Source organism: Rhizobium sp. 3T7 (assembly GCF_020166565.1).
In the GTDB taxonomy this organism is placed as follows: domain Bacteria; phylum Pseudomonadota; class Alphaproteobacteria; order Rhizobiales; family Rhizobiaceae; genus Rhizobium.
In genome coordinates this window covers 68,113-90,794 of sequence record NZ_JAIQXS010000003.1, presented here as the reverse complement: position 1 = coordinate 90,794, position 22,682 = coordinate 68,113, and the positions used below count along the sequence as shown (strand labels likewise).

Sequence of the window (22,682 nt, the reverse complement as noted above, 5' to 3'; positions counted from 1 at the left end):
CGGCAAGGGCTTTTAGTAACCAAACAGTTCGCTTTCTCAAATCGCCCCGCCCAACCCTCGAAATGATTGACCGTACGGACTATTTCCGCTTTTCAGATGCGGATGAAATTGGCCGCTTGCGGCAAGGAGGTTCCATGTCCGAAGAGACGAGCCGCGTGACGAAGCTCGAGGAAATCGTCGCCCATCAGGCGAAGACGATCGAAGAGTTGTCCGATCAACTGGCCGAACAGTGGAAGGTGATGGAGCAGACACGCGCCAAGCTCGACAGGCTGACGGAGCGGTTTCTGTCGGTCGAGGAGCAATCACTGGAAGCCCCCGCCATTACGCGACCCCCGCACTACTGAACAAAGCTCCGACCCTTGTTTTCGGCGGCCGGAATACCTATTAAGGGGGCGTGAGGACGACCTCCCCCAGTACGGGCATCAACTCGGGACGACCCGAACATTCCCGTTGGGGTAACTATGCGTAAAACCGCAGACCGTATCCGTCACGCCATCAGCTTCGAACTCATTGGACTAGCGCTCGTCACGCCGCTCGGTGCGCTGGCCTTCGGCATGCCCATGGCCGATATCGGCGTGGTCGGCGTTGCCGGCGCAACGCTGGCGACGATGTGGAACTACATCTACAATCTCGGCTTCGACCACCTGATGCAGCGCCTGACCGGCGGCACGCAGAAGAGTGTCGCGACCCGCGTGCTGCATGCTGTCATGTTCGAGGTGGGATTGCTGTTGGCGCTGCTGCCGATGATTGCGTGGTACCTCGGCATCAGTGTCGTACAAGCGCTGATGATGGACGTATCCTTCGCGCTTTTCTACATGGTCTACGCCTTCGTCTTCAACTGGGCCTATGACCGTATCTTCCCACTGTCGGATTGGCAGCCTGTCACGCAAGCATCGCAAAGCTAGGCATCACGCAGTCGAAGAGAAAGGGATCGCCGCTACCGGCGATCCCTTTCTTGTTGTCTCAACGCATCTGAGCCAGATGTCGCTCAGACATTGCCCATGCAGATATACTTCATTTCGAGATAATCCTCGGCGCCGTGACGCGAGCCTTCGCGACCGAGGCCGGATTGCTTGATGCCGCCGAAGGGCGCCGTTTCCGTCGACATGAGGCCGGTGTTGATACCGACCATGCCGTATTCCAGCGCCTCGGCGACGCGCCAGACCTTTTTCAGATCGCCAGCAAAGAAATAGGCAGCAAGACCGAATTCGGTGTCGTTCGCCTGAGCAATCACATCCGCGACGGTATCGAAGCGGAACAGCGGGGCAACGGGACCGAACGTCTCTTCACGCGCGACCTTCATCTCGCGGGTGACGCCGGTGAGCACGGTCGGCGTGAAGAAAGTGCCGGCACCTTCGACGCGCTTACCGCCCGTCAGGATCCTAGCACCCTTCGATACCGCATCCGCCACGTGGCTTTCGACCTTCGCCAGCCCCTGCTCATCGATCAAAGGACCGATGCTTACGCCTGCCTTGAAACCGTCGCCGACCGCCATCGTCTCGACCTTGGCGGCAAGCTTGGCGGCGAAGGCGTCATAGACGCCCGACTGCACGTAGAGGCGGTTGGCGCAGACGCAGGTCTGACCGGCATTGCGGTACTTCGACGCCAGAGCGCCCTCGACCGCTGCGTCCAGATCCGCGTCCTCGAAGACGATGAAGGGCGCGTTGCCGCCGAGCTCGAGGCTGATCTTCTTGATCTGATCGGCACACTGGCGCATCAGAATGCGGCCAACCTCGGTCGAGCCGGTGAAGCTGATCTTGCGCACCTTGTCGTTGCCGCAGAGTTCCTTGCCGATCGCCGGGCCGTCTTCGCCGACGATAACGTTGAAGACGCCGGCCGGGATGCCGGCCTGCTCGGCAAGAACCGCGAGCGCCAGTGCCGACAGCGGCGTCTGCTCGGCCGGCTTGGAAACGACGGTGCAGCCGACGGCGAGCGCCGGTGCGATCTTGCGGGTGATCATCGCGGCTGGGAAATTCCAGGGCGTGATCGTGCCGACGACGCCGACGGGCTGCTTGATGACGATCATGCGCTTATCGTTCGACGGCGCGGGGATCGTCTCGCCATAGATGCGCTTAGCTTCTTCTGCGTACCATTCTACATAGGCGGCGGCGTAAAGGATTTCGCCACGGGCCTCCGCGAAGGGCTTGCCCATTTCAGCGGTGAGGATGGCGGCCAGCTCATCGGCATGGGCGACCATAAGGTCGAACCACTTGCGGAGGATACCGGCGCGTTCCTTGGCAGGGCGCGCGGCCCAGGCCGGCTGCGCGGCATAGGCGGCATCGATCGCTTCTCGCGTTTCGGCGCCGCCCATGTCGGGCAGCGAGGCGAGAACCTCGCCCGTGGCAGGGTTGAGGACGTCGAAGGTCTTCGTCGCGCCACCGGCTGTCCAGACACCGTTGATGTAACCGGCATCGCGCAGGAAGGGCGAGGAAAACGGAACGTGTTTTGTCAGTGCAGTCGTGAATGCCATGTCATGTAACTCCGGGCAAAGAAGCTATCGCCTTACTTGCCGCTTGCTTCGAGGATCGAGGCTTCCAGAATGTCGAGCGCTTCACCGAAAACGCTGTCCTGGATGGTGATCGGGGCGAGGAAGCGGATGACGTTTCCATGGACGCCGCAGGTCAGAAGGATCAGGCCCTTCTCGAGCGCGATCAGACGCACCTTGTTGGCGAATTCCGCGCTCGGCAGCTTTGTCGTCTTGTCGTTGAACTCGACCGCGTTCATGAAGCCCGGGCCACGGATATCGACAATCTCCGGCGCCTTTTCGCGCAACGATTCCAGACGCTGCTTCAACCGGCTGCCGAGCTGATTGGCGCGGTTGCAGAGATCTTCGTCCTTGATGACGTCAAGAACTGCGTGAGCAGCCGCGATACCAAGCGGATTGCCGCCATAGGTGCCACCAAGGCCGCCGGGCCCAGGCGCATCCATGATCTCGGCACGGCCGGTGACGGCCGCCAGCGGGAAGCCGCCGGCGAGGCTCTTGGCCATGGTCATCAGGTCGGGCGCGACCTCGTGCTGATCCATCGCGAACATCGTGCCAGTCCGGGCAAAGCCGGTCTGGACCTCATCGGCAATCAACAGGATACCATGCTGATCGCAGAGTTCGCGCAGTGCCTTCATGAACGAAACCGGCGCCGCATAGAAGCCGCCCTCGCCCTGCACCGGCTCGATGATGATTGCGGCAACGCGCTGCGGATCGACATCGGCGGCAAACAGCTTCTTCAGCGCGGCCAGCGACTGATCCGGTGTCACGCCATGGAGCTCGACCGGGAACGGGACGTGGAAGACATCGCCCGGCATCGCGCCGAAACCGACCTTGTAGGGCACGACCTTGCCTGTGAGCGCCATACCCATAAAGGTGCGGCCGTGGAAGCCGCCACCGAAGGCAATGAGGGCCGAGCGACCGGTTGCGGCACGCGCGATCTTCACGGCATTCTCGACGGCTTCGGCGCCTGTCGTGACGAAGATCGTCTTCTTGGCGAAATTACCCGGCGTCAGCGCATTCAGGCGCTCAGCAAGATGCACATAGTTTTCGTAGGGCACGACCTGATGGCAGGTATGGGTGAAGTGATCGAGTTGATTCTTGACGGCGGCGATCACGCGCGGATGGCGATGGCCAGTGTTGAGAACGGCGATGCCGGCCGCGAAGTCGATATAGCGGCGACCTTCCTTGTCCCAGATTTCGGCATTCTCCGCGCGGTCGGCATAGATCTGCGTGGTCATGCCAACGCCGCGCGAAATGGCGGCATTCTTCCGGTCTGTGAGGGTGGTCGCGGTCATCGGTGCGTTCCTGCGCTCTGGAATTGATGAACTATCTTGCATAACTTCGGCAAGAGGTGTAGAAAATTCCTACATTTTTCCTGCAAGAAAGCAAGCGGCATTTTCCGCTTCAAACCGTCGCTGTTTTCGGCGATGGTCCCTCAAGAAAAGAAGGGCCGGGAAACGGCCTCAAGAAGACAAGCGAACCGGGAATATTTGGCTTATGAGCAATGGGACGACCGTGCGCTACAAGGTGGCGGAGGCGGCGAAATCAGCGGGCGTTTCCGCATCCACCTTGCGCCTTTGGGAAAGCCAGGGCCTCGTCGTGCCGGACCGTTCAGAGACCGGACACCGGCAATACAGCGCCGAGGACGTGGCCAGGTTGAAAAAGATAGCCTGGTATCGAACCGAGCGCGGCCTCAATCCGGCGGCCATTCGCGAGGCGCTGGAAGGCGAGGAACCGTCGGAAAACTCGGACACAGCCGACTCGTCGGATCTCGGGCGGCGCCTGCGCAGCCTTCGCCATGGCGCGGGAAAGACGTTGGATCAGGTCGCAGGTGACATCGGTATTGCCGCCTCGACGCTGTCCACGCTTGAGCGGACCTCGCAAGGCGTGAGCTTCAAGACGCTGCACGACCTTGCCGAATATTACGGCACAACGGTTTCCCGCTTGTCCGGCGAAGAACGCGACGACGTGCCTGTGGTCGTCCGCGCCGGCGCCTGGCGTACATGGCCGGAGACGACGCCTGGTGTCTCGGTCCAGCTTCTGGCCGAGGGCCGAACCATGATGGATTGCCACCGGTTCGTGCTCGCGCCCGGCGCGGCAAGCGAGGGCGCCTACCGGCACGAAGGGGAAGAGTTCATGCACGTGCTGTCGGGACGGCTCGAACTCGTGCTCGATTCCGACCAGTTTTTCGACCTCGGGCCTGGCGATTCGCTTTACTTCGAGAGCCGCCGCTACCATTCCTGGCGCAACCGTCACGACGGCGAAACCATTCTCATCTGGATCAATACACCGCCGACATTTTAAGCCTTGGCGGTATCGCCCGCCATGGCTTTGCGCTATAGCGCCACAAGTGACAGTTTGAGTGAGAGACGAGATCGATGGCAGCCACCATACGTTACCATGAAGGTGATATTTCCGCGGCGGATGCTGCGCGCTACACCGGAGCCATTGCCATCGACACCGAAACGCTCGGGCTTGTGCCGCGCCGCGACCGATTGTGCGTCGTGCAGCTTTCGTCGGGCGACGGTTCAGCCGATGTAATCCGCATCGCTGCCGGCCAAAAGGACGCGCCGAACCTCGTTGCAATGTTGGCCGACCCTTCCCGCCAGAAGATCTTCCACTATGGCCGCTTCGATATTGCCGTCCTGTTTCATACCTTCGGCGTCACCGCCCAACCGGTCTTCTGCACGAAGATCGCCTCACGCCTCATCCGCACCTACACCGATCGGCACGGCCTCAAGGACAATCTCAAGGAAATGTTGGACGTCGATATTTCCAAGACGCAACAGTCGTCCGACTGGGCAGCCGCGACGCTATCTCAGGCACAATTGGAATACGCCGCCTCTGATGTGCTCTATCTGCATGCGCTGCGCGACAAGCTGACGGAACGGCTGGTGCGCGACGGCCGCATGGATCACGCCAATGCCTGCTTCGAATTCCTTCCGACACGCGCCAAGCTCGATCTGCTCGGCTGGGAAGAAGCCGACATCTTCGCGCATAGCTGAGACATTTCTGGATTTTGCAAAGATAGAACCGGGCGTGGCCATCCGCGCACTGGCCATTAGCAATTCGTTAACCGTCGCTTCGTTAAATTCTTTACCAATTTTTATGCATTCGACGGCGCGATGGAGCGTCACGTCGCGCAGGAAGGAACTGCCGGGGAATGCGACGGGCCGGATGAGCGCGGCCTTCTTGTAACCTGCTTTCATCGCACTTTACGAAAGAAGGAGCATGGCATGTTGACTCCGGTTCGTTCAGCGTCAAATGCGAGTTTATCCACCCAGAGCCAGACGACCGCCGTCAGCACCGACGGCCTGGTGCGCACTGCCAGTGCCGTTGCTCCGGTCAGCCAGATCCAGGGCGCGGATCTCAACTCCTCGATTGCCGGCAAACTCAACATCCTCCTGCTGGCCGTACGTGCACGCATGGTCGATGCCCTTCTTGATGTCCTCAATGCGACCAGCGAGGCGCTTTCAATCCCGCGAGAGGACGACGAAACAGATCTTATCTTTGCCTCCCGCCTTGCGACCGCGATACAGAAGTTGCCGCCGGCGAAAATCGAGCAGGTAGAGCGTCAGCTTGCAATGCAGGGACATGCAGTCCCGCTTCGCCAGCTCGCTGAGGCGCTCCGAAACCCGGCCGGACCGGAGGCCGCCCGCATTGCCACCTATCTCGAAACCATTCGCTACAAGGATCGCGATCTCGCGGCCCGCGCCGTGGTTCGCTCCTACGGCCAGAATGATGCCTCGCCGCTGCGCCAGGAGCAGCGCACCGAAATCAGCATCCATCGGGACAATCTGGCTGGCGCTGCGCGGACTCCTGTCGCAACGAGGCAGGAGCCGGAAGCTCTGCGGCCGCAGACGGCGCTCGTTGCCGCCGCCTATCTCGATGCAGACGGCCAACAGGTCCAACTCATCAAAGGATCTGTCCCTGCCGACGAGCCTCTCGCCAAGTCGGCCGTCGAGGCAGCCCGCGAAAAAGTGTTCCCTGAGCTCGGCGAAGACTTGCAAGAAAGTGTAGCGTCCGAGGAAGAGGTCGAGTCGGCGCACAAAGCAGTGCAAGGGAACACGCACGGGCCAGCATCCAAGGTCGATCCCATCATTCCAAAGAGTTGGCCGGCGATACCTGCATCCCTCTCGGACGATACGACGAAGCTGATCGTAACAATCATTCAGGACCAGGAAACAGAAGTATTGCTCGAGGCAGCCGAACCGGATCCGGCAGTCGAAATCGACATCATCCTCGATGAGAGTATCCTGACCGATCTCCCGGAGGAGTTGACTGCGCTGCCTGATCGCGCCTCCCTGCCGGAAAGCATGGCGCGCCAATCGCCGATTGTCGGGGAACAGCCGGCAGGCGAAGCCGCTATCGCAACAGCGAAGAAACATCCGGCTCCGGATATCCCAATGCCCCTGATCGTACAGCAGGCCATCGACGAAACCTATGTGCCGGTGCTGATGAAGATCATCGAGGGCGTTCCTTACGCGACGCAGCCTTACGAATTCTCGAAGGACGAGGCCGACGATAGCGGCGCCCATGAGATGTACCGCGAAGATCACAACGGCGGCGAGCCGTCGGAGGAGGATGCGGACCAGCAAGGTGAGCCGCCGAACGAGGACGAGACGGGTGTCGCAGTCGACGACGAAGCCGCCGCTGCCGTGGCCGCCCGGGAAAGCCAGATCAAGGCAGGGACGCCGCCTCACCGTCCGGCACCGGCCCTGCCAATGGCGGCGAGCCCGGACGAAGCCTATACGCGCTATCGGCGCAAGGTCGACTGGGAATAGCCCGCGACCCTACACCAGCAGCGGAAATGCAAAGAACCCGCCGGATCGCTCCGGCGGGTTCTTTGATTCTTCAAGCCTGAGGCTGGCGATTATTCGCCGCCGCGGTTCTTCAGAGCCGCGCCGAGGATGTCGCCGAGCGAAGCGCCGGAGTCGGACGAACCGAACTGAGCGACAGCTTCCTTCTCTTCCGCGATTTCCAGAGCCTTGATGGACAGCATGATCTTGCGGTCCTTCTTGGAGAAGTTGGTGACGCGGGCGTCAACAACCTGGCCAACCGAGAAGCGTTCCGGACGCTGCTCGTCGCGGTCGCGCGACAGGTCTGCGCGGCGGATGAACGAGGTGATGTCTTCGTGGTCGACGAGCTTCACTTCGATGCCGCCGTCGTTGACTGCGATAACTTCGCAGGAAACGACTGCATTCTTGCGCAGGTCGCCGGAAGCTGCTGCTTCGCCGACAGCATCCTTGCCGAGCTGCTTGATGCCGAGCGAGATCCGCTCCTTTTCGACATCAACATCGAGAACGACAGCCTTGACGACGTCACCCTTGTTGAACTCTTCGATGACCTGTTCGCCCGGACGGTTCCAGTCGAGGTCGGAGAGGTGCACCATGCCGTCAACATCGCCGTCGAGGCCGATGAACAGGCCGAATTCGGTCTTGTTCTTGACTTCGCCTTCGACTTCAGTGCCGGCCGGATGGTTGCGAGCGAATGCCGCCCACGGATTTTCCAGCGTCTGCTTGAGGCCGAGCGAAATACGGCGCTTGGACGGATCGACTTCGAGAACGACGACTTCGACTTCCTGGCTCGTGGACAGGATCTTGCCGGGGTGTACGTTCTTCTTGGTCCAGGACATTTCCGAGATGTGGATCAGGCCTTCGATGCCCGGCTCCAGCTCGACGAACGCACCGTAGTCGGTGATGTTCGTGACGGTACCGGAAATCTTCTTGCCTTCCGGATACTTGGCCTGGATGCCATCCCACGGATCCGACTCGAGCTGCTTCATGCCGAGCGAGATGCGGTGGGTTTCCTGGTTGATGCGGATGATCTGAACCTTGACCTGCTGGCCAATGGACAGGATTTCCGACGGATGGTTCACACGGCGCCATGCCATGTCGGTGACGTGCAGCAGGCCGTCGATGCCGCCGAGGTCAACGAACGCACCGTAGTCGGTGATGTTCTTGACGACGCCGTCAACAACCTGGCCTTCTTCGAGGTTCTGAACGATTTCAGAACGCTGCTCGGCACGGGATTCTTCCAGAACCGTACGACGCGATACGACGATGTTGCCACGGCGCTTATCCATCTTGAGGATTTCGAAGGGCTGCGGGTTGTGCATCAGCGGGGTGACGTCGCGGATCGGACGAATGTCGACCTGCGAACGCGGCAGGAAGGCGATCGCGCCGTCGAGATCGACCGTGAAGCCGCCCTTGACCTGGTTGAAGATGACGCCTTCAACGCGCTCGCCAGCTTCGAACTTGGCTTCGAGCTTAATCCAGCTTTCTTCGCGGCGAGCCTTCTCGCGCGACAGAACAGCTTCGCCGAGAGCGTTTTCGATGCGCTCAACGTAAACTTCGACTTCGTCGCCGACCTTGAGCGAGCCGTCCTTGGCCTTGGCGCCGAATTCCTTGAGTAGGATGCGACCTTCGACCTTCAGGCCGACGTCGACAACGGCAGAGTCCTTCTCGATTGCCGTTACGATGCCCTTGGTGACATACCCTTCAGCCAGGTCGTGCTTGGCAAAGGACTCTTCGAGAAGGGCCGCGAAATCTTCGCGAGAGGGAGTAGCTACTGACATGTAATCTCCTGCATATCCGAATCCGGATACGTATGCGCCGGTTGGTTCGTGTTGAACGGGCCTGAACCCAGTCCGCCTCCTGTCGGGAAGCAATCCGGCGCTTGGACGGAATTTCAGGCTTAGTCTTCAAAAGCGACCCAGCCAACGCTTGGGCAAATCGCTCGAATTCAGGTACTTCGGCTCAAAGCTGCATCGATGATCGATTTCGCAGCTTGAAACGCGGCCTCTATACTCATTTCCGACGTATCAAGCAAGTGCGCGTCTTCGGCTGGTTTCAAAGGGCTGTCGGCCCGTCCCATGTCGCGTTCGTCGCGGCGCTTGACGTCGTCGAAAATGGCATCGAAATCGGCAATTCCTCCGTTGCCTCTTATTTCGTCGTAGCGGCGCTTCGCCCGAACCTCGGGACTTGCCGTCACATAGAGCTTCACCGGCGCTGCCGGGCAGACGACGGTGCCGATATCACGGCCGTCGAGCACCGTTCCGGGCGCCTTTTCCGAAAACCGCCGCTGTGCCTCAACCAGTGCACGCCGCACCGCGGGCATGACGGCGATCTTCGAGGCCGCCTCGCCGATCTCGTGCTTCGAGAGTATATCGCGATCGAGTCCGGCCAGTTCAACCTCGCGCGCCATCTTTTCCGCCACGGCCTCGTCGTCGAGCGTCAGGCCAGCATCCAGCAAAGCCTTGGCAGTCGCGCGGTAGGTCAGTCCCGTGTCGAGATGATGAAATCCGTAGGTCTCCGCGATGCGGCGCGAGAGTGTTCCCTTGCCGGCCGCGGCAGGCCCATCGATGGCAATCGTAAACTGTTTGGAGCTCATTTATCCGTTCATTTCTCTGTCAGTCCGCCGTAACGGCGGACGAGATCGAGCATGTCTGCCTGACCGGCCTCTTCGCCGAGACCGGCAGCAACGCCCTCGCGATCGGCAACGGGTCGGTTTTGGCTTACCTTCCACTTGCCTTCGATCGCGGCAATCTCGATCTCGACGCCGATGATGCCTTTCAACTGCGCGCGAATGAAATCATCCGGCGCGTCGCCGACCGCCCAGGGCCTGTCACGTGGCCCTTCCTGTTGCGTGGTGATCGCGTTGATCTGCTGAAGCAACCAGGCCGCATCGTCGATGACACGCGCCCTGCCCCTCACCTGCACGATGGCGTAGTTCCAGGTCGGCACGACTTTGCCGGTCTCCTGCTTCGTCTGATACCAGGACGGGGTAATGTAGGCATCGGCACCCTGGAACACTGCAAGCACGTCGGCGCCCGCCCCGATATCGCGCCACTGCGGATTGGCCTTGGCGAGGTGAAGGCGCAGCGTGCCCTTCTGGGAAGCTGCTGCATCGAGATGAAAGGGAACCGAATTCGCCATCAGGCCTGAAGCACCCGCGGTGATCAGCAAGCCGAGCGGATGCGCCCGGATCAAGGCGTGCTGGACGCTTAGGTCTTCCTCACGAAAATGCGGCGGCTGGTACATTGTCTTAAACCCATTCCGGCAGCCGGCCACACACCGATCTGCCTTGCAAACGAACAATCGCCGGCTCACTACCACAAATGGCGGCGCCGGTCATCGGGCGCGCATGAGCGATGCATGAAGTTTGGCTTTGACATGCCGTGCTGCAACGATTATGGGGACCGGCTTATAAATTCCGAATAGAACGCCGGTTTTCACGGCATTTGCCGAATCTTGATTCGGCCATTCTCACGAGGCTTACAGTGGCGAAAGCTGAACTTGGAACGAAGCGTACCGATCCGGAAACCGGCAAGAAGTTCTACGACCTGAACCGGGATCCGATTGTTTCTCCTTACACCGGCAAGTCCTATCCCCTTTCCTTCTTCGAGGAAACCTCTGCTGCTGCAGCGGCTGAAGCCCAGGATGAAGAGGAAGTGGCGGAAGTCGATACCGAAAGCACGGAAGTCGAACTCGTTTCGCTCGAGGACGCCGATGAAGGCGCATCCGGCGACGATATTCCAGATATGGGCGATGACGATGTCGAAATCGAAGGCGATGACGACGACACCTTTCTCGAAGCTGACGAAGATGATGATGACGACGACATGAGCGACATCATCGGCGTCACCGGCGACGAAGACGAAGTCTGATCCGATTAAGTGTCGGCCCGGACGAGAAAATTTCGCCGGGCCGATTTTTTTGGCTTGCTATCTCCCAAAACCGGAAGTAAGAAGCCGCCACTCCGCGAGGCAAGCCTTCGCGAAGCATCCCAGGACCGGCTCGCCGGACTGCCTTGATGGGGCTATAGCTCAGCTGGGAGAGCGCTTGCATGGCATGCAAGAGGTCAGCGGTTCGATCCCGCTTAGCTCCACCAAATTTTCCCTGCAAGATCAATTCCATATAGATTGGCTTCGGCCGTGACGAAAATTGACTTCGTTCCGGGGAAGCACCAGGGAAGTACGAGCGCTGATGTCTGAAATCAGCATCCTCCTCTGTGCTCATAGAGTCGGCGCACGAACCTACGCAATGACAAAAATCCAGAAATGGATTCAGCGCATTAGCGGAAATGCAACCTTTTCAGTAATTGAAAATTATAGAAACGTATTTACATTGACTACACATGGTCGTATCCGAACGTTCATCGAGTACGTCGCACAAATCAAAATCAACTGTGCGATTGATGGAGAAGTATGATGTCCGCTCCTAGGAAAACCAAAACCGTCAATCTTCGGATTGAACCGGAAACGCATGATCTAATTGCACGTGCTGCTGAGGTTTGTGGAAAGAGCATAACTGCGTTCATGACCGAAGCCTCTGTGTATACCGCGCAGGAAGAGTTGCTAGATCAACGATTCATAGGCGTTTCCGCTGACGTGTTTGAAGCTGTAAGTGAGCAGCTTGCTGCTCCAGGCGTCGCCAGAGACAACTTGGTCAAGCTTTTTCAGACCAAAGTAGATTGGATGGACTGACGTTTGCCGTATCGGAAGCCTTGCCCTATTACAAATCAGCACATCATTGAGGGCTTCTCTTCGGGGAAGCCCTCCTTGGATTCGTGGCTAAAGGAAATGGCCTTACATAATCAGGAGCAGGGATACACCCGTACATTTGTAATTGCGGACGAAAACTTCAAAGTCGTAGGTTACCATTCGGTTTGTGCAGGCATGATACACCGAAGCGATGTTTCCCGATCGGTGAAAGGGTCAAAAGCTCCCACCGAAATTCCGATTGCAGTTCTAGCCCGACTTGCGGTTGATGCCGATCATCAAGGTAATGGTCTTGGCAAAGCGCTCCTCAAAAACGCGCTCATGAGTGTGGTGTCCGCCGCGCAAGTAGTCGCTTTTCGCGCCGTGATAATCCACGCTTTCGATGATGATGCCGTCACTTTCTATAAAAAATTCGGCTTCCAGGAGACGAAGAACATGGAGCGGCGTCTCATTCTGCCGACTAAGGACATAGCAGCTTCTCTGAACGAGGCCACAGGCTAACACCACGCAGAAGGCGCACCCGTTCTATCCCTAGTTTGCTGATCTGGGCACGTTTTTGAGTGCCGATAACCTTTAACTTTCCGGAACCTAGGATTAGTCGATCTGTGGTCTTCTACGAGCCGCTGCCCCCTGCGGCTTCGCTTTGCGCTTTGCGGGCTTCCTCAGCTTGGGCGTACGAGCGGCGGCGTTCTCACTTCGCTGCTTTTCGATAATACGCAGCCCATCAAACATCTCTCCCCAGCGCGCTCCTGGGTATTCTGAGCCAGCAGTTGCAACGCAGCAATCTGCAGACCCCCGGCGACCATTTGCCGAACCCCATCCTCCCATTCCCACGCTCGGTCGGTCTTCGCGTGATACTCCCGATGGCGAAGGGAGAGAATGTCAGAGATCAGGAAGGAACTGGGCCATTCGCCCAGGGCATCATGATAGTCGCGATAGGCTTGCACTACCTCGGCACACTGGCGCCCAAGCTCTTCCGGGCGGCCAGCGCCTCGCACAATCCGAAGGACGTTGGCGGCCAACCTCTTGAGAGGCCAACGTAGATCAAACTCGGCATTACGCCGATTCAGTTCACGTGGTCATTTTCGACGGCAAGATGGATATGCGGCGGCTTCTGGTCTTTGGACATTCGTTCCTCTCAGTGCCGCCAGAGCGAACTGACACTGAAAGGAATGAGACGTCAAGGTCGATGCCATCTGCTAACGATTACCTGCCTCAACGAATGCCACGAAGCATCTTACGTGCTATCGCCTGACCGGAACCGTCGAAGTGGAACCCTTCCCCGAACCCACCATCACTCTGTAAAAGTTCAAGCGCGTCCTTATCAGCGATGCCTCGCTCCGCCTCGTCGAACTCAATGTCGTCTACCACTCGATTTCCTACCCATGCAGAGCCGACAGATGGTTCATCGTCGGCGCCGTCTTCAAGATCCGCATCGCCGTCGAGTTGATCGAGGAGATCGATAAGTTCCTCAATCTTAGCCTCTACCGCCTTGCGGCCGAATTGAAGGACTCGGATGTGCGAGTTCATGAGGCCACCTTGTCGAGATCAGCGACGTGGATGGCAACCGACTTCGGGGCAAGGTTTATGACCGACTGAACGAAACTGGCCATCTCAGCCATAATCCCGCCCGACCCCCTGAAGGCTTCGAAGATGCCGCTCGCCTTGATTGCCTCGGCCTTGATGCGCAGACCTTCAGGAGTGAATGCCGCAGCCTGGGAGATGTCTGTGCATGCATCACTGACTGCGGTCTCTGCATGGCCGACGCGTCGCTTAGCTTTGTCAACGCCTGCAGCTATCCGGAGGCGGGTGGTCTCGGCATGGTATTCGCGAGCGAGAACAAGCTGACGTTCACTTTCGGCGATATACCGCTCCTTCAGCGCGCGTTTCGCGGCAAGGGCCTTTTCCGTCCGGCCCTTTGGAACATAAGTTGTCGCCCGCTCAAGTCTCTCTTGGGCATCCTCCACCGACATGACGACGAAACAAGCTGTCGGGTTGGCCTGTCGAAACTTCGCGGCGAGCCGCTTGGTGAGGACACATGTATCCCTCATCATATAGCGGCCGATAATGTCCCACTCTGCATCGGTACGGCAAATCCCCTTATCGGCATTCGCGGCGCCTAACTAGGGAAACACGGGGGAAGCACGAAATCGGAAACCAGCGGAAACATACGGAGGCATGGTACTAGATTTTCATTGAAATGAAAGGTGTTACGGCAAGGCGCGACGGCATGCGGAAACACCCGGAAACGATGGCCCATTGCATGGCATGCAAGAGGTCAGCGGTTCGATCCCGCTTAGCTCCACCAAATCTACCAAGCAGATGGTGCTGACTGTCTTATTGCATTAAAAGGCCTGCGTCTTAACGCCTGCTGGCAAAGGGCCAGAGCAGATCCTTCGGTTTCCCTGTACTCAGGATCCTATCCGAACGGATAGGCTGCCTATACGCGCGTGCGATTCATTTCGCGGAGCAATCATGGTCTTCTTACCGGGTGTTCAAAGGTTCTGCGCCACCACCCAATTCCGCGCGGAAGCCTGGCGATATCGGAAAGCCGGAGGATTTTCCCATGGAAGCCCAGAGATACAGCCTGCACAAGAACCTCAACATCTATTGGACAGTGTTTGACGACGTCACCGGCCAGAAGGCCGTGCTCGACGGGTTTGTCATGGATATGGTGACCGCTGAGGAAGGCGGCGAATTGGTAGGCATGCTGAATCGCAAGGAGACCGAAGACAAGTTCCTTCCGGACCCCTACCTCCCAGCCCTCACGGGTTTGGCTTGGCCGATGAGCCACCGCGACCCGATAGAGCAGCACTACATGTTAAGTGCGCCGAATTCAGGCAGAGTCACGATCAACTGAAGAAACAGTTTGCCGCGGCGCTTCGCACGCCGATGCTTTGCCAAATTTTTAGCAACGGCGACTATGGTTTCCATGCCGACTTGTCCGGCGGACTGGAGCCTTGGTTCAATGACACGAGAAAGACGACGGCGGCTTATCCATACGCGCAGAACGGCAACGGGCCTGACTCTTGCCGGCGCGATCTCCTTTTTGGCCGGTATGACCGATGCGACTGGCCTTGCACTGACGGGAGACTTCGTGTCGTTCATGACGGGAAACACGACCCGTGCTGCCCTGTCGCTCGGAAATGGGGATTTGCGTCATGCAGCCATTCTTCTCTCGGCGATCATGGTCTTCGTGCTTGGCAATGCCGTTGGCATCGTGATCGCACATTTCTCGGACCGGCGCACCTTCGCCGTGCTTTCATGCGTCAGCATCGCGCTGGCAACGGCCTCCCTCATGGCGGGCGGGAACTTGGCGATGCCGCGCTTTTATCTCATCGTTGCTTCCATGGGGATGGTGAACGCGGCCGTGGAGCAGATCGAAGGGCTGCCGATCGGGCTGACCTATGTGACAGGGGCACTTTCGCGTTTCGGACGCGGTCTCGGACGCTGGGTCGTTGGCGACAGGCGATCGGATTGGACGATCCAGATCGTGCCTTGGGTCGGCATGCTGGGTGGGGCTATCATTGGGGCGCTGCTGACACAGATCGCGGGGGCAGCGGCGCTCTGGCTGATTGCCGTTTTTGCGATGCTGGTTGCGCTCGCCACCCTTTTAATTCCGAAACGCACGCAACGCCGGTTCAATGCCGCGCCAAACTCGCCAGTGCATATGAAGTCACGGTCGCAATAAAACCCCATCGAATCAGATAGAGGGCACGCGGAAACCGCTAGAGGAAGGCATCCTTGTTTCTCTTTTCAAAGCTCGTCTGGGTGTTCGGGCAACCTTTGTCGCTCGCTTTTCTTTTCGTCGTGTTTGCCCTGGTAGCGGGTCTTTTCCGCCGGCGCGCGACAAGCCTCGTTTCCTCCGCGATTGCGGGCCTCATCCTGTTCGTCACGCTCTACACGACCGTCGGCAACTACCTTCTGCAGGGGCTGGAGGATCGGTTTGTTAAACCGCAGGATCCGGCAAATCTGCAGTGCATGATCGTGCTCGGCGGCGCTTTCGAGAACGAGGTGAACACCGCCCGCCACGGCATCGAGCTCAATGCCGGTGGCGATCGCTTCGTCGAGGCGCTGCGTCTGGCACAGAAATATCCGCAGGCGCGAATCTTGATTTCGGGCGGCGATGGATCGATCTCCGGAATCTATGAAGGCGACGCGGTGATTTCGGCGCGCTTCTTCCCGATGTTTGGTGTCGGCGGGGAACGCCTGGTTGAAGAAACGACGTCGCGGACGACGTTCGAAAACGCCATGAACACCAAGGAACTCCTGGCGAGCCAAGGCCTTTCGAATTGCCTGCTGATCACCTCAGGCTATCATATGCCGCGGTCTGTCGGCATTTTCCGCAAGCTTGATATCGACGTCGTGCCCTGGCCGACCGACTACCGGACCGACGGGCGGGAGAGCCTTGGCCTCGATTTCACACAGCCGAGCCGAAACTCTCAGAACCTGGCGACAGCAATCCGCGAATGGTTCGGGCTTGTCGGCTACTATCTTGCCGGCCGGACCTCAGAATTCTATCCCGGCTGACCGCGCTATTTCTTTGAGATCGTCACGAACTTGGTGCCGCGCACACGGGCCGTGACGATACAGGGCTCCTTCTCCTTTTCGACATCCGGGCGATCGCAGAAGCGCGGGTGCATTTTCATCGCCAGCACCATGTTGCCGAAGCGCTTCACGAAATCATAGCCGTAGATCTGGGCGGTCGCGATCATGAAATAGCCGCCCTCGGCGACCTGCAGATAGAAATTGTAGGTGCAGCCGTCGTCATTGCACTGCGGACCCTTCTCTCCGTCGCAAGTCAGCTCGCCCTCGTTGACGACGGCGTCTATCAGGCCGTCATTGTTGATATCCTGGCGGATGACGTAGCCATCCGAAAATTCGGCCTTGGTGCACTGCTCCTGAAAGTGCTTCTTCTCATAGATCTCCGGGTCCGAGATAAGCGACTGTTGGGCGAAGGCCGCAACCGGGGCGGCGAGTAACGCGGCAATGTTCAGAGCGATCAGGAGCGTTTTCACGAGGGGCTTCTCTTTTGGTCGGATAAGGACGCTGTTGGCCGCGCAGTTTGCTTGATCCGCCTTGCGCCGCCCTTGCCGCCGTGATTCATATTTCGCAAAGATACACGTCGGTTCTGGAGGACTGCATGCCGCTGTTCGTCTACGTGGATTATGCCGGCGTTGCGCTCTTTGCGGCAACAGGCGCGCTCGCGGCTTCGCGCAAGCAGCTCGACCTGATCGGCTTTCTCTTCTTTGCGATCGTTACCGGCACTGGCGGCGGCACGGTGCGCGACATTATCCTTGGCCGCGTGCCGGTATTCTGGGTGCTGAACCCGACCTATGTTATCGTCTGCTGCGCCGTCGGCATCCTGGTGTTCTTTACCGCCCACCTTGTCGAGTCGCGCTATCGCTTGCTGATCTGGTTGGATGCCATCGGGCTCTCCGCCTATTGTGTGATGGGTGCGGCAAAGGGCCTCGCGGCCACCGGCTCGCCAACGATCGGCATCGTCACCGGAACACTGACGGCAACCTTCGGCGGGATCTTGCGCGATCTTCTGGCCAATGAGCCGTCAGTATTGTTGCGGCCGGAAATCTATATCACGGCAGCACTTGTCGGCGGCGGCCTGTTTACAGCTGCGAACGCGCTCGACCTACCGCTTTACGCAGCCTCCGCGGTCGGTGTCATCGCGGCCTTCTCCGTGCGTGGCGGCGCGCTATATTTTGGCTGGACCTTCCCAACCTACAAGGCCAAGCCCGGCCGGCACCCTGATGATGTAATGTGAATCAGCGCCGCTTCGGGCGCAGGCGGATCACCACGTCGACATGCGCGATTTCGAGGCCTTCCGGCGGCTCCGGCAGATTGCCGATGGTCAGATTGCTGACCGGAATATCGAGCACATCGTTTTCGCCTTCGATGAAGAAGTGGTGATGGTCGGAGACGTTGGTATCGAAGTAGGTCTTGGCGCTTTCGACCGCAAGAACCCGGATCATGCCGGCCTCGGTGAACTGGTGCAGCGTGTTGTAGACGGTCGCCAGCGACACCGGCACGCCCGCCTGCACAGCCTCCTCATGGAGTTCTTCAACCGTCAAATGCCGATCACCCTTAGCAAAGAGCAGGTCGCCGAGCGCGACGCGCTGGCGCGTCGGACGTAGGCCGGCGTGCCTCAGCCGTGCCTCAATGGTAAGCGGGGCCTCTGCCACCATCCAACGAACTCCGGTTAATCTAGCGTCAAGCAATCAGGTTTCATTAGCCATATAACTTTTGCGCAAAAGCGTTTCAATAGTTTCAATGGGGACAAAGAGTGCTAAAGCGCCGCAAAATCGGGCTTTTGACGCAATTAGTGCTGGCCGGGGGCTTGGCCTTCCTGTATGCGACCACCAAATAAGGCGCGCAGCCGGTCCTCCGAAGGTGGGTGAAGCTCAGTCATGCTTATGCTTCATTTTCCGCTGAAGTTGGACTAAACGTTCACATCCATCGGCATAGTTGCGGGGGGAATTAGAGTTTTCATGGCGACGAAACAATCCAGCTTCAACTACGAGGAAATTCTGGCCTGCGGCCGCGGCGAACTGTTCGGTCCGGGCAACGCGCAGCTTCCCCTCCCCCCGATGTTGATGGTTCATCGCATTACCGACATTTCCGAAACCGGCGGCACCTTCGACAAGGGCTACATCCGCGCCGAATACGACGTGAAGCCTGACGACTGGTATTTTCCATGCCACTTCGCAGGCAACCCGATCATGCCGGGCTGCCTTGGCCTTGACGGCATGTGGCAGCTGACCGGCTTCTTCCTGGGCTGGCTGGGCGAGCCCGGGCGCGGCATGGCGCTTTCAACAGGCGAAGTGAAGTTCAAGGGCATGATCCGCCCGACAACGAAGCTGCTTGAGTACGGCATCGATTTCAAGCGCGTCATGCGCGGCCGCCTGGTTCTCGGCACCGCCGATGGCTGGCTGAAGGCCGACGGCGAAACCATCTACCAGGCCACCGACCTGCGCGTCGGCCTGTCCAAGGACAAAGAAGCCTGATTGCACCGGGCATACATGCCCGGTTTCCAAGTTAGAAAAAACGAAAAGGTCGAAACACATGAGACGGGTAGTTGTCACGGGTCTGGGCGTTGTTTCCTCGATCGGCAATGATGCCGCCGAGGTCACTGCCTCGCTGCGCGATGCCAAGTCCGGCATTTCCTTCTCCAACGATTTTGCCGAACACGGCTTCAAATGCCAGGTATGGGGTCGCCCGACGCTGGATCCGACCGATCTGGTCGATCGCCGCGCCATGCGCTTCCTGTCACAGGGCGGCGCCTGGAACCATGTCGCCATGAAGCAGGCGATCGCGGATTCCGGTCTGGAAGAAGGCGATATCAGCAACAACGAACGCACGGGCATCATCATGGGCTCGGGCGGCCCGTCGACGCGCACGCTGATCGAAGCGGCCGACATCACCATCAAAAACAACAGCCCGAAGCGCATCGGTCCGTTTGCCGTGCCGAAGGCGATGTCCTCGACGGCATCGGCGACGCTTGCCACCTGGTTCAAGATCCATGGCGTCAACTACTCGATCTCGTCGGCCTGCTCGACCTCGGCGCACTGCATCGGCAACGCCGCGGAAATGATCCAGTGGGGCAAGCAGGACGTCATGTTTGCCGGCGGCCACGAAGACCTCGACTGGACGATGTCGAATCTCTTCGACGCCATGGGCGCCATGTCTTCCAAGTACAACGACACGCCAGATACAGCTTCGCGCGCCTATGATGTGAGCCGCGACGGCTTTGTCATTGCCGGCGGTGCGGGCGTCCTCGTCCTGGAAGAGCTAGAGCGTGCCAAGGCGCGTGGGGCGAAGATCTACGCCGAAATCGTCGGCTACGGCGCGACCTCCGACGGCTACGATATGGTCGCTCCGTCGGGTGAAGGCGCGATCCGCTGCATGCGCCAGGCGCTCGCGACCGTTAAGGGCGATGTCGACTATATCAACACGCACGGCACCTCGACCCCTGTTGGTGACAGCAAGGAGATCGGCGCGATCCGCGAAGTCTTCGGCGACAAGATTCCGCACATCCAGTCGACCAAGTCGCTGACGGGCCACTCGCTGGGCGCAGCGGGCGTGCAGGAATCGATCTACTCCTTGCTGATGATGCAGGCCGGCTTTATCGGCGAAAGCGCGCATATCACCGAGCTCGACCCGGAATTCGACGGCGTTCCGATTGTTCGCAAGCGCATCGACGATGCCAAGATCGACATCGCCCTTTCCAACTCTTTCGGCTTTGGCGGCACGAACGCCACGCTCGTCTTCCAGCGCTACAACGGATAATAGTATGACGGGAATTATGCAGGGTAAGCGCGGCCTCATCATGGGCGTCGCGAACAACCATTCCATCGCGTGGGGAATTTCGAAGGCTCTGGCAGCGCAGGGCGCGGAACTCGCCTTCACCTATCAAGGTGACGCTCTCGGCAAGCGGGTCAAGCCGCTGGCCGCTGAAGTCGGATCCGAATTCGTTCTGCCTTGCGACGTCGAGGACATCGCCTCTGTCGATGCCACCGTCGATGCCATCAAGGAGCGATGGGGCAGCCTCGATTTCATCGTTCATGCCATCGGTTTCTCCGACAAAAACGAGTTGAAGGGACTTTACGCGGACACGACGCGCGACAACTTCAGCCGCACGATGGTGATATCCTGTTTCTCCTTCACGGAAATCGCCAAGCGCTGCGCACCGCTGATGAATGAAGGCGGTTCTATGTTGACACTGACCTACAACGGCTCGACGCGCGTCATCCCGAACTACAATGTCATGGGCGTTGCGAAGGCCGCTCTCGAGGCGTCGGTACGCTATCTGGCTGCGGACTACGGCCCGAGCGGCATCCGTGTCAACGCGATCTCCGCCGGCCCGATCCGGACGCTAGCCGGCGCCGGCATTTCCGATGCACGCGCGATCCTTTCGTGGAACCAGCGCAACTCGCCGCTGCGCAAGACGGTGACGATCGATCAGGTCGGCAATTCCGCCCTCTACCTGCTGTCCGACCTTTCCGCTGGTGTGACCGGCGAAATCCATTTCGTCGATGCCGGGTTCAACATCACCTCGATGCCGACGCTCGACGCGCTGCGCAGGGCAGACGTGGAATAAAGACGGAAAGCCGGGCTTGAAGACGAGCCCGGCTTTTCTTCAAAACCCATCCTCTAGGGATGAGTGACCTGCCGCAAGATAGCCGCAGAATCCCTGGCGCCCCAGCGGGTCGTAATCTTTCCGTTTTCGACGACGAACCATTCCATTGCAGTGACCTCGTAGCTTTTGCCGGTCGGGTCATGACCAACGAGTCCACGAAAGAAGCCGGAATAGCGCCCGCGTTCCCTAAAGCGGACCACGACATTCCTTCCCTCCGCGGCGATATCGAGGATCTCGAGGTTTATATTCATACCCTCGTGGAGCTCACGCCAGATGGGTTCGACGTCATCCAGGCCTCCATATCCCAAGACACCGTAAACCCGCGCATCGGCGGCAAACAGCTCTCGCAGTGCCGCCATGTCGAAGCGATTGAATGCCTCGACATACGCCCTCACGAGCGTCTTGTTGGCTTCCGTCTCCATGCATCTTCCCCCGTTGTCTCTCCATCTGCTGCAAGTCTGGCAGATCTCCCAAGGCTGCCTATGCGGACAGCTTACTTCTTCGCCCAAAGCACCTTGAAGCGGGCATTGCGGCACGTCTCGCCGCTTTCCTTAAAGTTCGCAGCCAGCACGGGCTCATAGGGCAAGCCACGATTGGCAACCAGCAGCAGGCGCCCGCCGCCGCGCAGTGCAGACGCAGCCGTCTTTATCATCGCCTGACCGAGCGACGGCTCCGCCGCATGGCCCTCATGGAAGGGCGGGTTCATGATGATGAGGTCGTACTTGTCCTTGACCGGTTCGCCTGCCAGATCAAGCCAGAAGAAGCGAGCAGGCGCATCGGGGCAATTCTCCGCCAGATTTGCCTTGGCGGCCTCCAGAGCGGCGTGATGGGCTTCGTAGAGGTCGAGACGGCTGACACCGGGCGAGCGCTGCGCCAGTTCGACCGAGAGATAACCCCAACCGGCGCCGAAATCGGCGACATCGCCGGTGAAATCAGAAGGCAGGCGCGAGGCGAGCAGCTCGGATCCGTCATCGATGCGGTCGTGCGAGAACATGCCCGCCGCGGCCACGAAGCGACCGTCGACACGAACCGGCCGTCTGGCGAACTTGCCGACGATCTCACTGATATCGGCCGGCCGCGCGAACCACAGTGCGACGCCGTGATACTTCGGCATATGCTCGACCTCGAGGCCGAGGCTTTCCATCCGCTTGCGCAGCGACTGGATGCCATCCTCCTTGCCGCCGGCAATCACGATGAGGCCATCGACCTTAACACGCTGAAGGGCAGCCGCGATATTCGCCTCGTTCTCGCCCTTATGCTTGTTGCACAGCACTAGAACGGCGTCGTAGTCCTCGCCTTCGATCTCAGGTGCGGTTTCGATGCGCTGGGCGAGCAACTGCCGGTAAAGTGGCCGGAGGCCCTGTACGGCGCTCAGCGAGGCGGCAAAGGCCTCCGGCAGCGCGAAGCCCGCCTTGGCACCGAGGAAAAGCACGTGCTCGCCCTCGCCAGGCGCCTCGACGGTACCGCTTACAAAGGGGTGGAACAGTGTCTTCAGCGTCTCGCTGCTCATGGGTCTATCTCGTCCTCGAATACAAAAAGGGCGC

General features: G+C 59.3%; 26 protein-coding genes and 1 tRNA gene. 16 read left to right on the top strand and 11 right to left on the bottom strand.

Annotated elements, in window-relative coordinates:
* Window positions 1-134 precede the first annotated feature (134 nt).
* Window positions 135-344, top strand: coding sequence for a SlyX family protein (locus K9B32_RS05655; RefSeq protein WP_224560926.1), 210 nt, complete (start codon window positions 135-137; stop codon window positions 342-344).
* Window positions 345-461: 117 nt separating this feature from the next.
* Window positions 462-905 (top strand): PACE efflux transporter, encoded by a 444-nt coding sequence (locus K9B32_RS05650; protein ID WP_224560925.1) that lies wholly within the window; start codon window positions 462-464, stop codon window positions 903-905.
* Window positions 906-988: 83 nt separating this feature from the next.
* On the opposite strand, the gene K9B32_RS05645 is transcribed toward K9B32_RS05650, so the two are convergent.
* Window positions 989-2,470 (bottom strand): NAD-dependent succinate-semialdehyde dehydrogenase, encoded by a 1,482-nt coding sequence (locus K9B32_RS05645; RefSeq protein WP_224560924.1) that lies wholly within the window; start codon window positions 2,468-2,470, stop codon window positions 989-991.
* 32 nt (window positions 2,471-2,502) lie between these two features.
* Entirely contained in the window at window positions 2,503-3,780 is a 1,278-nt protein-coding gene (locus K9B32_RS05640; protein ID WP_224560923.1) for a 4-aminobutyrate--2-oxoglutarate transaminase, read from the bottom strand.
* Between the two features lie 202 nt (window positions 3,781-3,982).
* On the opposite strand from K9B32_RS05640, the gene K9B32_RS05635 reads away from it, so the two are divergent.
* From K9B32_RS05635 to K9B32_RS05625, 3 genes are all read left to right on the top strand, one after another.
* Window positions 3,983-4,789, top strand: coding sequence for a MerR family transcriptional regulator (locus tag K9B32_RS05635; RefSeq protein WP_224560922.1), 807 nt, complete (start codon window positions 3,983-3,985; stop codon window positions 4,787-4,789).
* Between the two features lie 74 nt (window positions 4,790-4,863).
* Window positions 4,864-5,490: a ribonuclease D gene (locus K9B32_RS05630; protein ID WP_007798932.1), complete on the top strand. Its 627-nt coding sequence runs from the start codon at window positions 4,864-4,866 to the stop codon at window positions 5,488-5,490.
* 231 nt (window positions 5,491-5,721) lie between these two features.
* Complete coding sequence (locus tag K9B32_RS05625) at window positions 5,722-7,269, top strand: hypothetical protein (RefSeq protein WP_224560921.1); 1,548 nt, start codon at window positions 5,722-5,724, stop codon at window positions 7,267-7,269.
* An 89-nt stretch (window positions 7,270-7,358) separates the two neighbouring features.
* Here K9B32_RS05625 and rpsA read toward each other — a convergent pair whose 3' ends face one another.
* The 3 genes from rpsA to K9B32_RS05610 form a co-directional block, all read right to left on the bottom strand.
* Window positions 7,359-9,062: a 30S ribosomal protein S1 gene (gene rpsA, locus K9B32_RS05620; RefSeq protein ID WP_007798943.1), complete on the bottom strand. Its 1,704-nt coding sequence runs from the start codon at window positions 9,060-9,062 to the stop codon at window positions 7,359-7,361.
* Between the two features lie 167 nt (window positions 9,063-9,229).
* Window positions 9,230-9,877 carry a (d)CMP kinase gene (cmk, locus tag K9B32_RS05615; RefSeq protein ID WP_224560920.1) on the bottom strand — a complete coding sequence of 216 codons (648 nt, stop codon included), beginning with the start codon at window positions 9,875-9,877 and terminating at the stop codon, window positions 9,230-9,232.
* Window positions 9,878-9,885: 8 nt separating this feature from the next.
* Window positions 9,886-10,527 carry an FMN-binding negative transcriptional regulator gene (locus K9B32_RS05610; RefSeq protein ID WP_224560919.1) on the bottom strand — a complete coding sequence of 214 codons (642 nt, stop codon included), beginning with the start codon at window positions 10,525-10,527 and terminating at the stop codon, window positions 9,886-9,888.
* Between the two features lie 239 nt (window positions 10,528-10,766).
* Here K9B32_RS05610 and K9B32_RS05605 point away from each other — a divergent pair, with 239 nt between their 5' ends.
* The 4 genes from K9B32_RS05605 to K9B32_RS05590 all read left to right on the top strand — a co-directional run bounded on the left by K9B32_RS05605 (window position 10,767) and on the right by K9B32_RS05590 (window position 12,488).
* The gene (locus K9B32_RS05605) at window positions 10,767-11,153 is read left to right on the top strand and encodes a TIGR02300 family protein (RefSeq protein ID WP_007798949.1); all 387 of its coding nucleotides are present in this window, start codon (window positions 10,767-10,769) and stop codon (window positions 11,151-11,153) included.
* 148 nt (window positions 11,154-11,301) lie between these two features.
* Window positions 11,302-11,377: transfer RNA gene (locus tag K9B32_RS05600), tRNA-Ala, on the top strand.
* Between the two features lie 316 nt (window positions 11,378-11,693).
* The gene (locus K9B32_RS05595) at window positions 11,694-11,972 is read left to right on the top strand and encodes a DUF1778 domain-containing protein (RefSeq protein ID WP_063828720.1); all 279 of its coding nucleotides are present in this window, start codon (window positions 11,694-11,696) and stop codon (window positions 11,970-11,972) included.
* A 75-nt stretch (window positions 11,973-12,047) separates the two neighbouring features.
* Entirely contained in the window at window positions 12,048-12,488 is a 441-nt protein-coding gene (locus tag K9B32_RS05590; protein ID WP_224560918.1) for a GNAT family N-acetyltransferase, read from the top strand.
* 714 nt (window positions 12,489-13,202) lie between these two features.
* Here the strand turns inward: K9B32_RS05590 and K9B32_RS05585 are convergent.
* Together K9B32_RS05585 and K9B32_RS05580 are read right to left on the bottom strand one after the other, a co-directional pair.
* Window positions 13,203-13,517 (bottom strand): hypothetical protein, encoded by a 315-nt coding sequence (locus tag K9B32_RS05585; protein WP_224560917.1) that lies wholly within the window; start codon window positions 13,515-13,517, stop codon window positions 13,203-13,205.
* Entirely contained in the window at window positions 13,514-14,041 is a 528-nt protein-coding gene (locus K9B32_RS05580; protein WP_224560916.1) for a hypothetical protein, read from the bottom strand. The genes K9B32_RS05585 and K9B32_RS05580 overlap by 4 nt, the downstream gene beginning before the upstream one ends.
* A 512-nt stretch (window positions 14,042-14,553) precedes the next feature.
* Between K9B32_RS05580 and K9B32_RS05575 the strand changes: the two genes are divergently transcribed.
* The 3 genes from K9B32_RS05575 to K9B32_RS05565 all read left to right on the top strand — a co-directional run bounded on the left by K9B32_RS05575 (window position 14,554) and on the right by K9B32_RS05565 (window position 16,517).
* The gene (locus K9B32_RS05575) at window positions 14,554-14,847 is read left to right on the top strand and encodes a hypothetical protein (RefSeq protein WP_224561304.1); all 294 of its coding nucleotides are present in this window, start codon (window positions 14,554-14,556) and stop codon (window positions 14,845-14,847) included.
* 108 nt (window positions 14,848-14,955) lie between these two features.
* Complete coding sequence (locus tag K9B32_RS05570) at window positions 14,956-15,678, top strand: YoaK family protein (RefSeq protein WP_224560915.1); 723 nt, start codon at window positions 14,956-14,958, stop codon at window positions 15,676-15,678.
* A gap of 53 nt (window positions 15,679-15,731) precedes the next feature.
* The gene (locus tag K9B32_RS05565; RefSeq protein ID WP_224560914.1) at window positions 15,732-16,517 is read left to right on the top strand and encodes a YdcF family protein; all 786 of its coding nucleotides are present in this window, start codon (window positions 15,732-15,734) and stop codon (window positions 16,515-16,517) included.
* 5 nt (window positions 16,518-16,522) lie between these two features.
* Here the strand turns inward: K9B32_RS05565 and K9B32_RS05560 are convergent, their stop codons facing one another.
* Window positions 16,523-17,005: a hypothetical protein gene (locus K9B32_RS05560; RefSeq protein ID WP_224560913.1), complete on the bottom strand. Its 483-nt coding sequence runs from the start codon at window positions 17,003-17,005 to the stop codon at window positions 16,523-16,525.
* A 125-nt stretch (window positions 17,006-17,130) separates the two neighbouring features.
* On the opposite strand from K9B32_RS05560, the gene K9B32_RS05555 reads away from it, so the two are divergent.
* Entirely contained in the window at window positions 17,131-17,766 is a 636-nt protein-coding gene (locus K9B32_RS05555; protein ID WP_224560912.1) for a trimeric intracellular cation channel family protein, read from the top strand.
* 1 nt (window position 17,767) lies between these two features.
* Here K9B32_RS05555 and irrA read toward each other — a convergent pair whose 3' ends face one another.
* Window positions 17,768-18,187: an iron response transcriptional regulator IrrA gene (gene irrA / locus K9B32_RS05550; protein ID WP_224560911.1), complete on the bottom strand. Its 420-nt coding sequence runs from the start codon at window positions 18,185-18,187 to the stop codon at window positions 17,768-17,770.
* Window positions 18,188-18,490: 303 nt separating this feature from the next.
* On the opposite strand from irrA, the gene fabA reads away from it, so the two are divergent.
* The 3 genes from fabA to fabI are packed head-to-tail and all read left to right on the top strand — an operon-like array spanning window position 18,491 to window position 21,099.
* Window positions 18,491-19,006 (top strand): 3-hydroxyacyl-[acyl-carrier-protein] dehydratase FabA, encoded by a 516-nt coding sequence (fabA, locus tag K9B32_RS05545; RefSeq protein ID WP_224560910.1) that lies wholly within the window; start codon window positions 18,491-18,493, stop codon window positions 19,004-19,006.
* Between the two features lie 58 nt (window positions 19,007-19,064).
* Window positions 19,065-20,288 (top strand): beta-ketoacyl-ACP synthase I, encoded by a 1,224-nt coding sequence (gene fabB / locus K9B32_RS05540; protein ID WP_007798970.1) that lies wholly within the window; start codon window positions 19,065-19,067, stop codon window positions 20,286-20,288.
* Window positions 20,289-20,292: 4 nt separating this feature from the next.
* A complete protein-coding gene (fabI, locus tag K9B32_RS05535; protein WP_224560909.1) occupies window positions 20,293-21,099 on the top strand; it encodes an enoyl-ACP reductase FabI in 807 nt (268 codons plus the stop codon).
* Between the two features lie 53 nt (window positions 21,100-21,152).
* Here fabI and K9B32_RS05530 read toward each other — a convergent pair whose 3' ends face one another.
* Together K9B32_RS05530 and K9B32_RS05525 are read right to left on the bottom strand one after the other, a co-directional pair.
* Window positions 21,153-21,560, bottom strand: a complete 408-nt coding sequence (locus K9B32_RS05530) for an ester cyclase (protein ID WP_224560908.1) — start codon at window positions 21,558-21,560, stop codon at window positions 21,153-21,155.
* A 71-nt stretch (window positions 21,561-21,631) separates the two neighbouring features.
* Window positions 21,632-22,648: a class I SAM-dependent methyltransferase gene (locus K9B32_RS05525; protein WP_224560907.1), complete on the bottom strand. Its 1,017-nt coding sequence runs from the start codon at window positions 22,646-22,648 to the stop codon at window positions 21,632-21,634.
* Window positions 22,649-22,682: the final 34 nt, after the last annotated feature.

What these genes read in the sequence shown, in the direction of transcription:
- K9B32_RS05655 (WP_224560926.1), top strand. Translation starts at nt 135, where the DNA reads ATGTCCGAAGAGACGAGCCGCGTGACGAAGCTCGAGGAAATCGTCGCC.
- K9B32_RS05650 (WP_224560925.1), top strand. Translation starts at nt 462, where the DNA reads ATGCGTAAAACCGCAGACCGTATCCGTCACGCCATCAGCTTCGAACTC.
- K9B32_RS05645 (WP_224560924.1), bottom strand. Translation starts at nt 2,470, where the DNA reads ATGGCATTCACGACTGCACTGACAAAACACGTTCCGTTTTCCTCGCCC.
- K9B32_RS05640 (WP_224560923.1), bottom strand. Translation starts at nt 3,780, where the DNA reads ATGACCGCGACCACCCTCACAGACCGGAAGAATGCCGCCATTTCGCGC.
- K9B32_RS05635 (WP_224560922.1), top strand. Translation starts at nt 3,983, where the DNA reads ATGAGCAATGGGACGACCGTGCGCTACAAGGTGGCGGAGGCGGCGAAA.
- K9B32_RS05630 (WP_007798932.1), top strand. Translation starts at nt 4,864, where the DNA reads ATGGCAGCCACCATACGTTACCATGAAGGTGATATTTCCGCGGCGGAT.
- K9B32_RS05625 (WP_224560921.1), top strand. Translation starts at nt 5,722, where the DNA reads ATGTTGACTCCGGTTCGTTCAGCGTCAAATGCGAGTTTATCCACCCAG.
- rpsA (WP_007798943.1), bottom strand. Translation starts at nt 9,062, where the DNA reads ATGTCAGTAGCTACTCCCTCTCGCGAAGATTTCGCGGCCCTTCTCGAA.
- cmk (WP_224560920.1), bottom strand. Translation starts at nt 9,877, where the DNA reads ATGAGCTCCAAACAGTTTACGATTGCCATCGATGGGCCTGCCGCGGCC.
- K9B32_RS05610 (WP_224560919.1), bottom strand. Translation starts at nt 10,527, where the DNA reads ATGTACCAGCCGCCGCATTTTCGTGAGGAAGACCTAAGCGTCCAGCAC.
- K9B32_RS05595 (WP_063828720.1), top strand. Translation starts at nt 11,694, where the DNA reads ATGATGTCCGCTCCTAGGAAAACCAAAACCGTCAATCTTCGGATTGAA.
- K9B32_RS05585 (WP_224560917.1), bottom strand. Translation starts at nt 13,517, where the DNA reads ATGAACTCGCACATCCGAGTCCTTCAATTCGGCCGCAAGGCGGTAGAG.
- K9B32_RS05580 (WP_224560916.1), bottom strand. Translation starts at nt 14,041, where the DNA reads ATGATGAGGGATACATGTGTCCTCACCAAGCGGCTCGCCGCGAAGTTT.
- K9B32_RS05575 (WP_224561304.1), top strand. Translation starts at nt 14,554, where the DNA reads ATGGAAGCCCAGAGATACAGCCTGCACAAGAACCTCAACATCTATTGG.
- K9B32_RS05570 (WP_224560915.1), top strand. Translation starts at nt 14,956, where the DNA reads ATGACACGAGAAAGACGACGGCGGCTTATCCATACGCGCAGAACGGCA.
- K9B32_RS05555 (WP_224560912.1), top strand. Translation starts at nt 17,131, where the DNA reads ATGCCGCTGTTCGTCTACGTGGATTATGCCGGCGTTGCGCTCTTTGCG.
- irrA (WP_224560911.1), bottom strand. Translation starts at nt 18,187, where the DNA reads ATGGTGGCAGAGGCCCCGCTTACCATTGAGGCACGGCTGAGGCACGCC.
- fabA (WP_224560910.1), top strand. Translation starts at nt 18,491, where the DNA reads ATGGCGACGAAACAATCCAGCTTCAACTACGAGGAAATTCTGGCCTGC.
- fabB (WP_007798970.1), top strand. Translation starts at nt 19,065, where the DNA reads ATGAGACGGGTAGTTGTCACGGGTCTGGGCGTTGTTTCCTCGATCGGC.
- fabI (WP_224560909.1), top strand. Translation starts at nt 20,293, where the DNA reads ATGACGGGAATTATGCAGGGTAAGCGCGGCCTCATCATGGGCGTCGCG.
- K9B32_RS05530 (WP_224560908.1), bottom strand. Translation starts at nt 21,560, where the DNA reads ATGGAGACGGAAGCCAACAAGACGCTCGTGAGGGCGTATGTCGAGGCA.
- K9B32_RS05525 (WP_224560907.1), bottom strand. Translation starts at nt 22,648, where the DNA reads ATGAGCAGCGAGACGCTGAAGACACTGTTCCACCCCTTTGTAAGCGGT.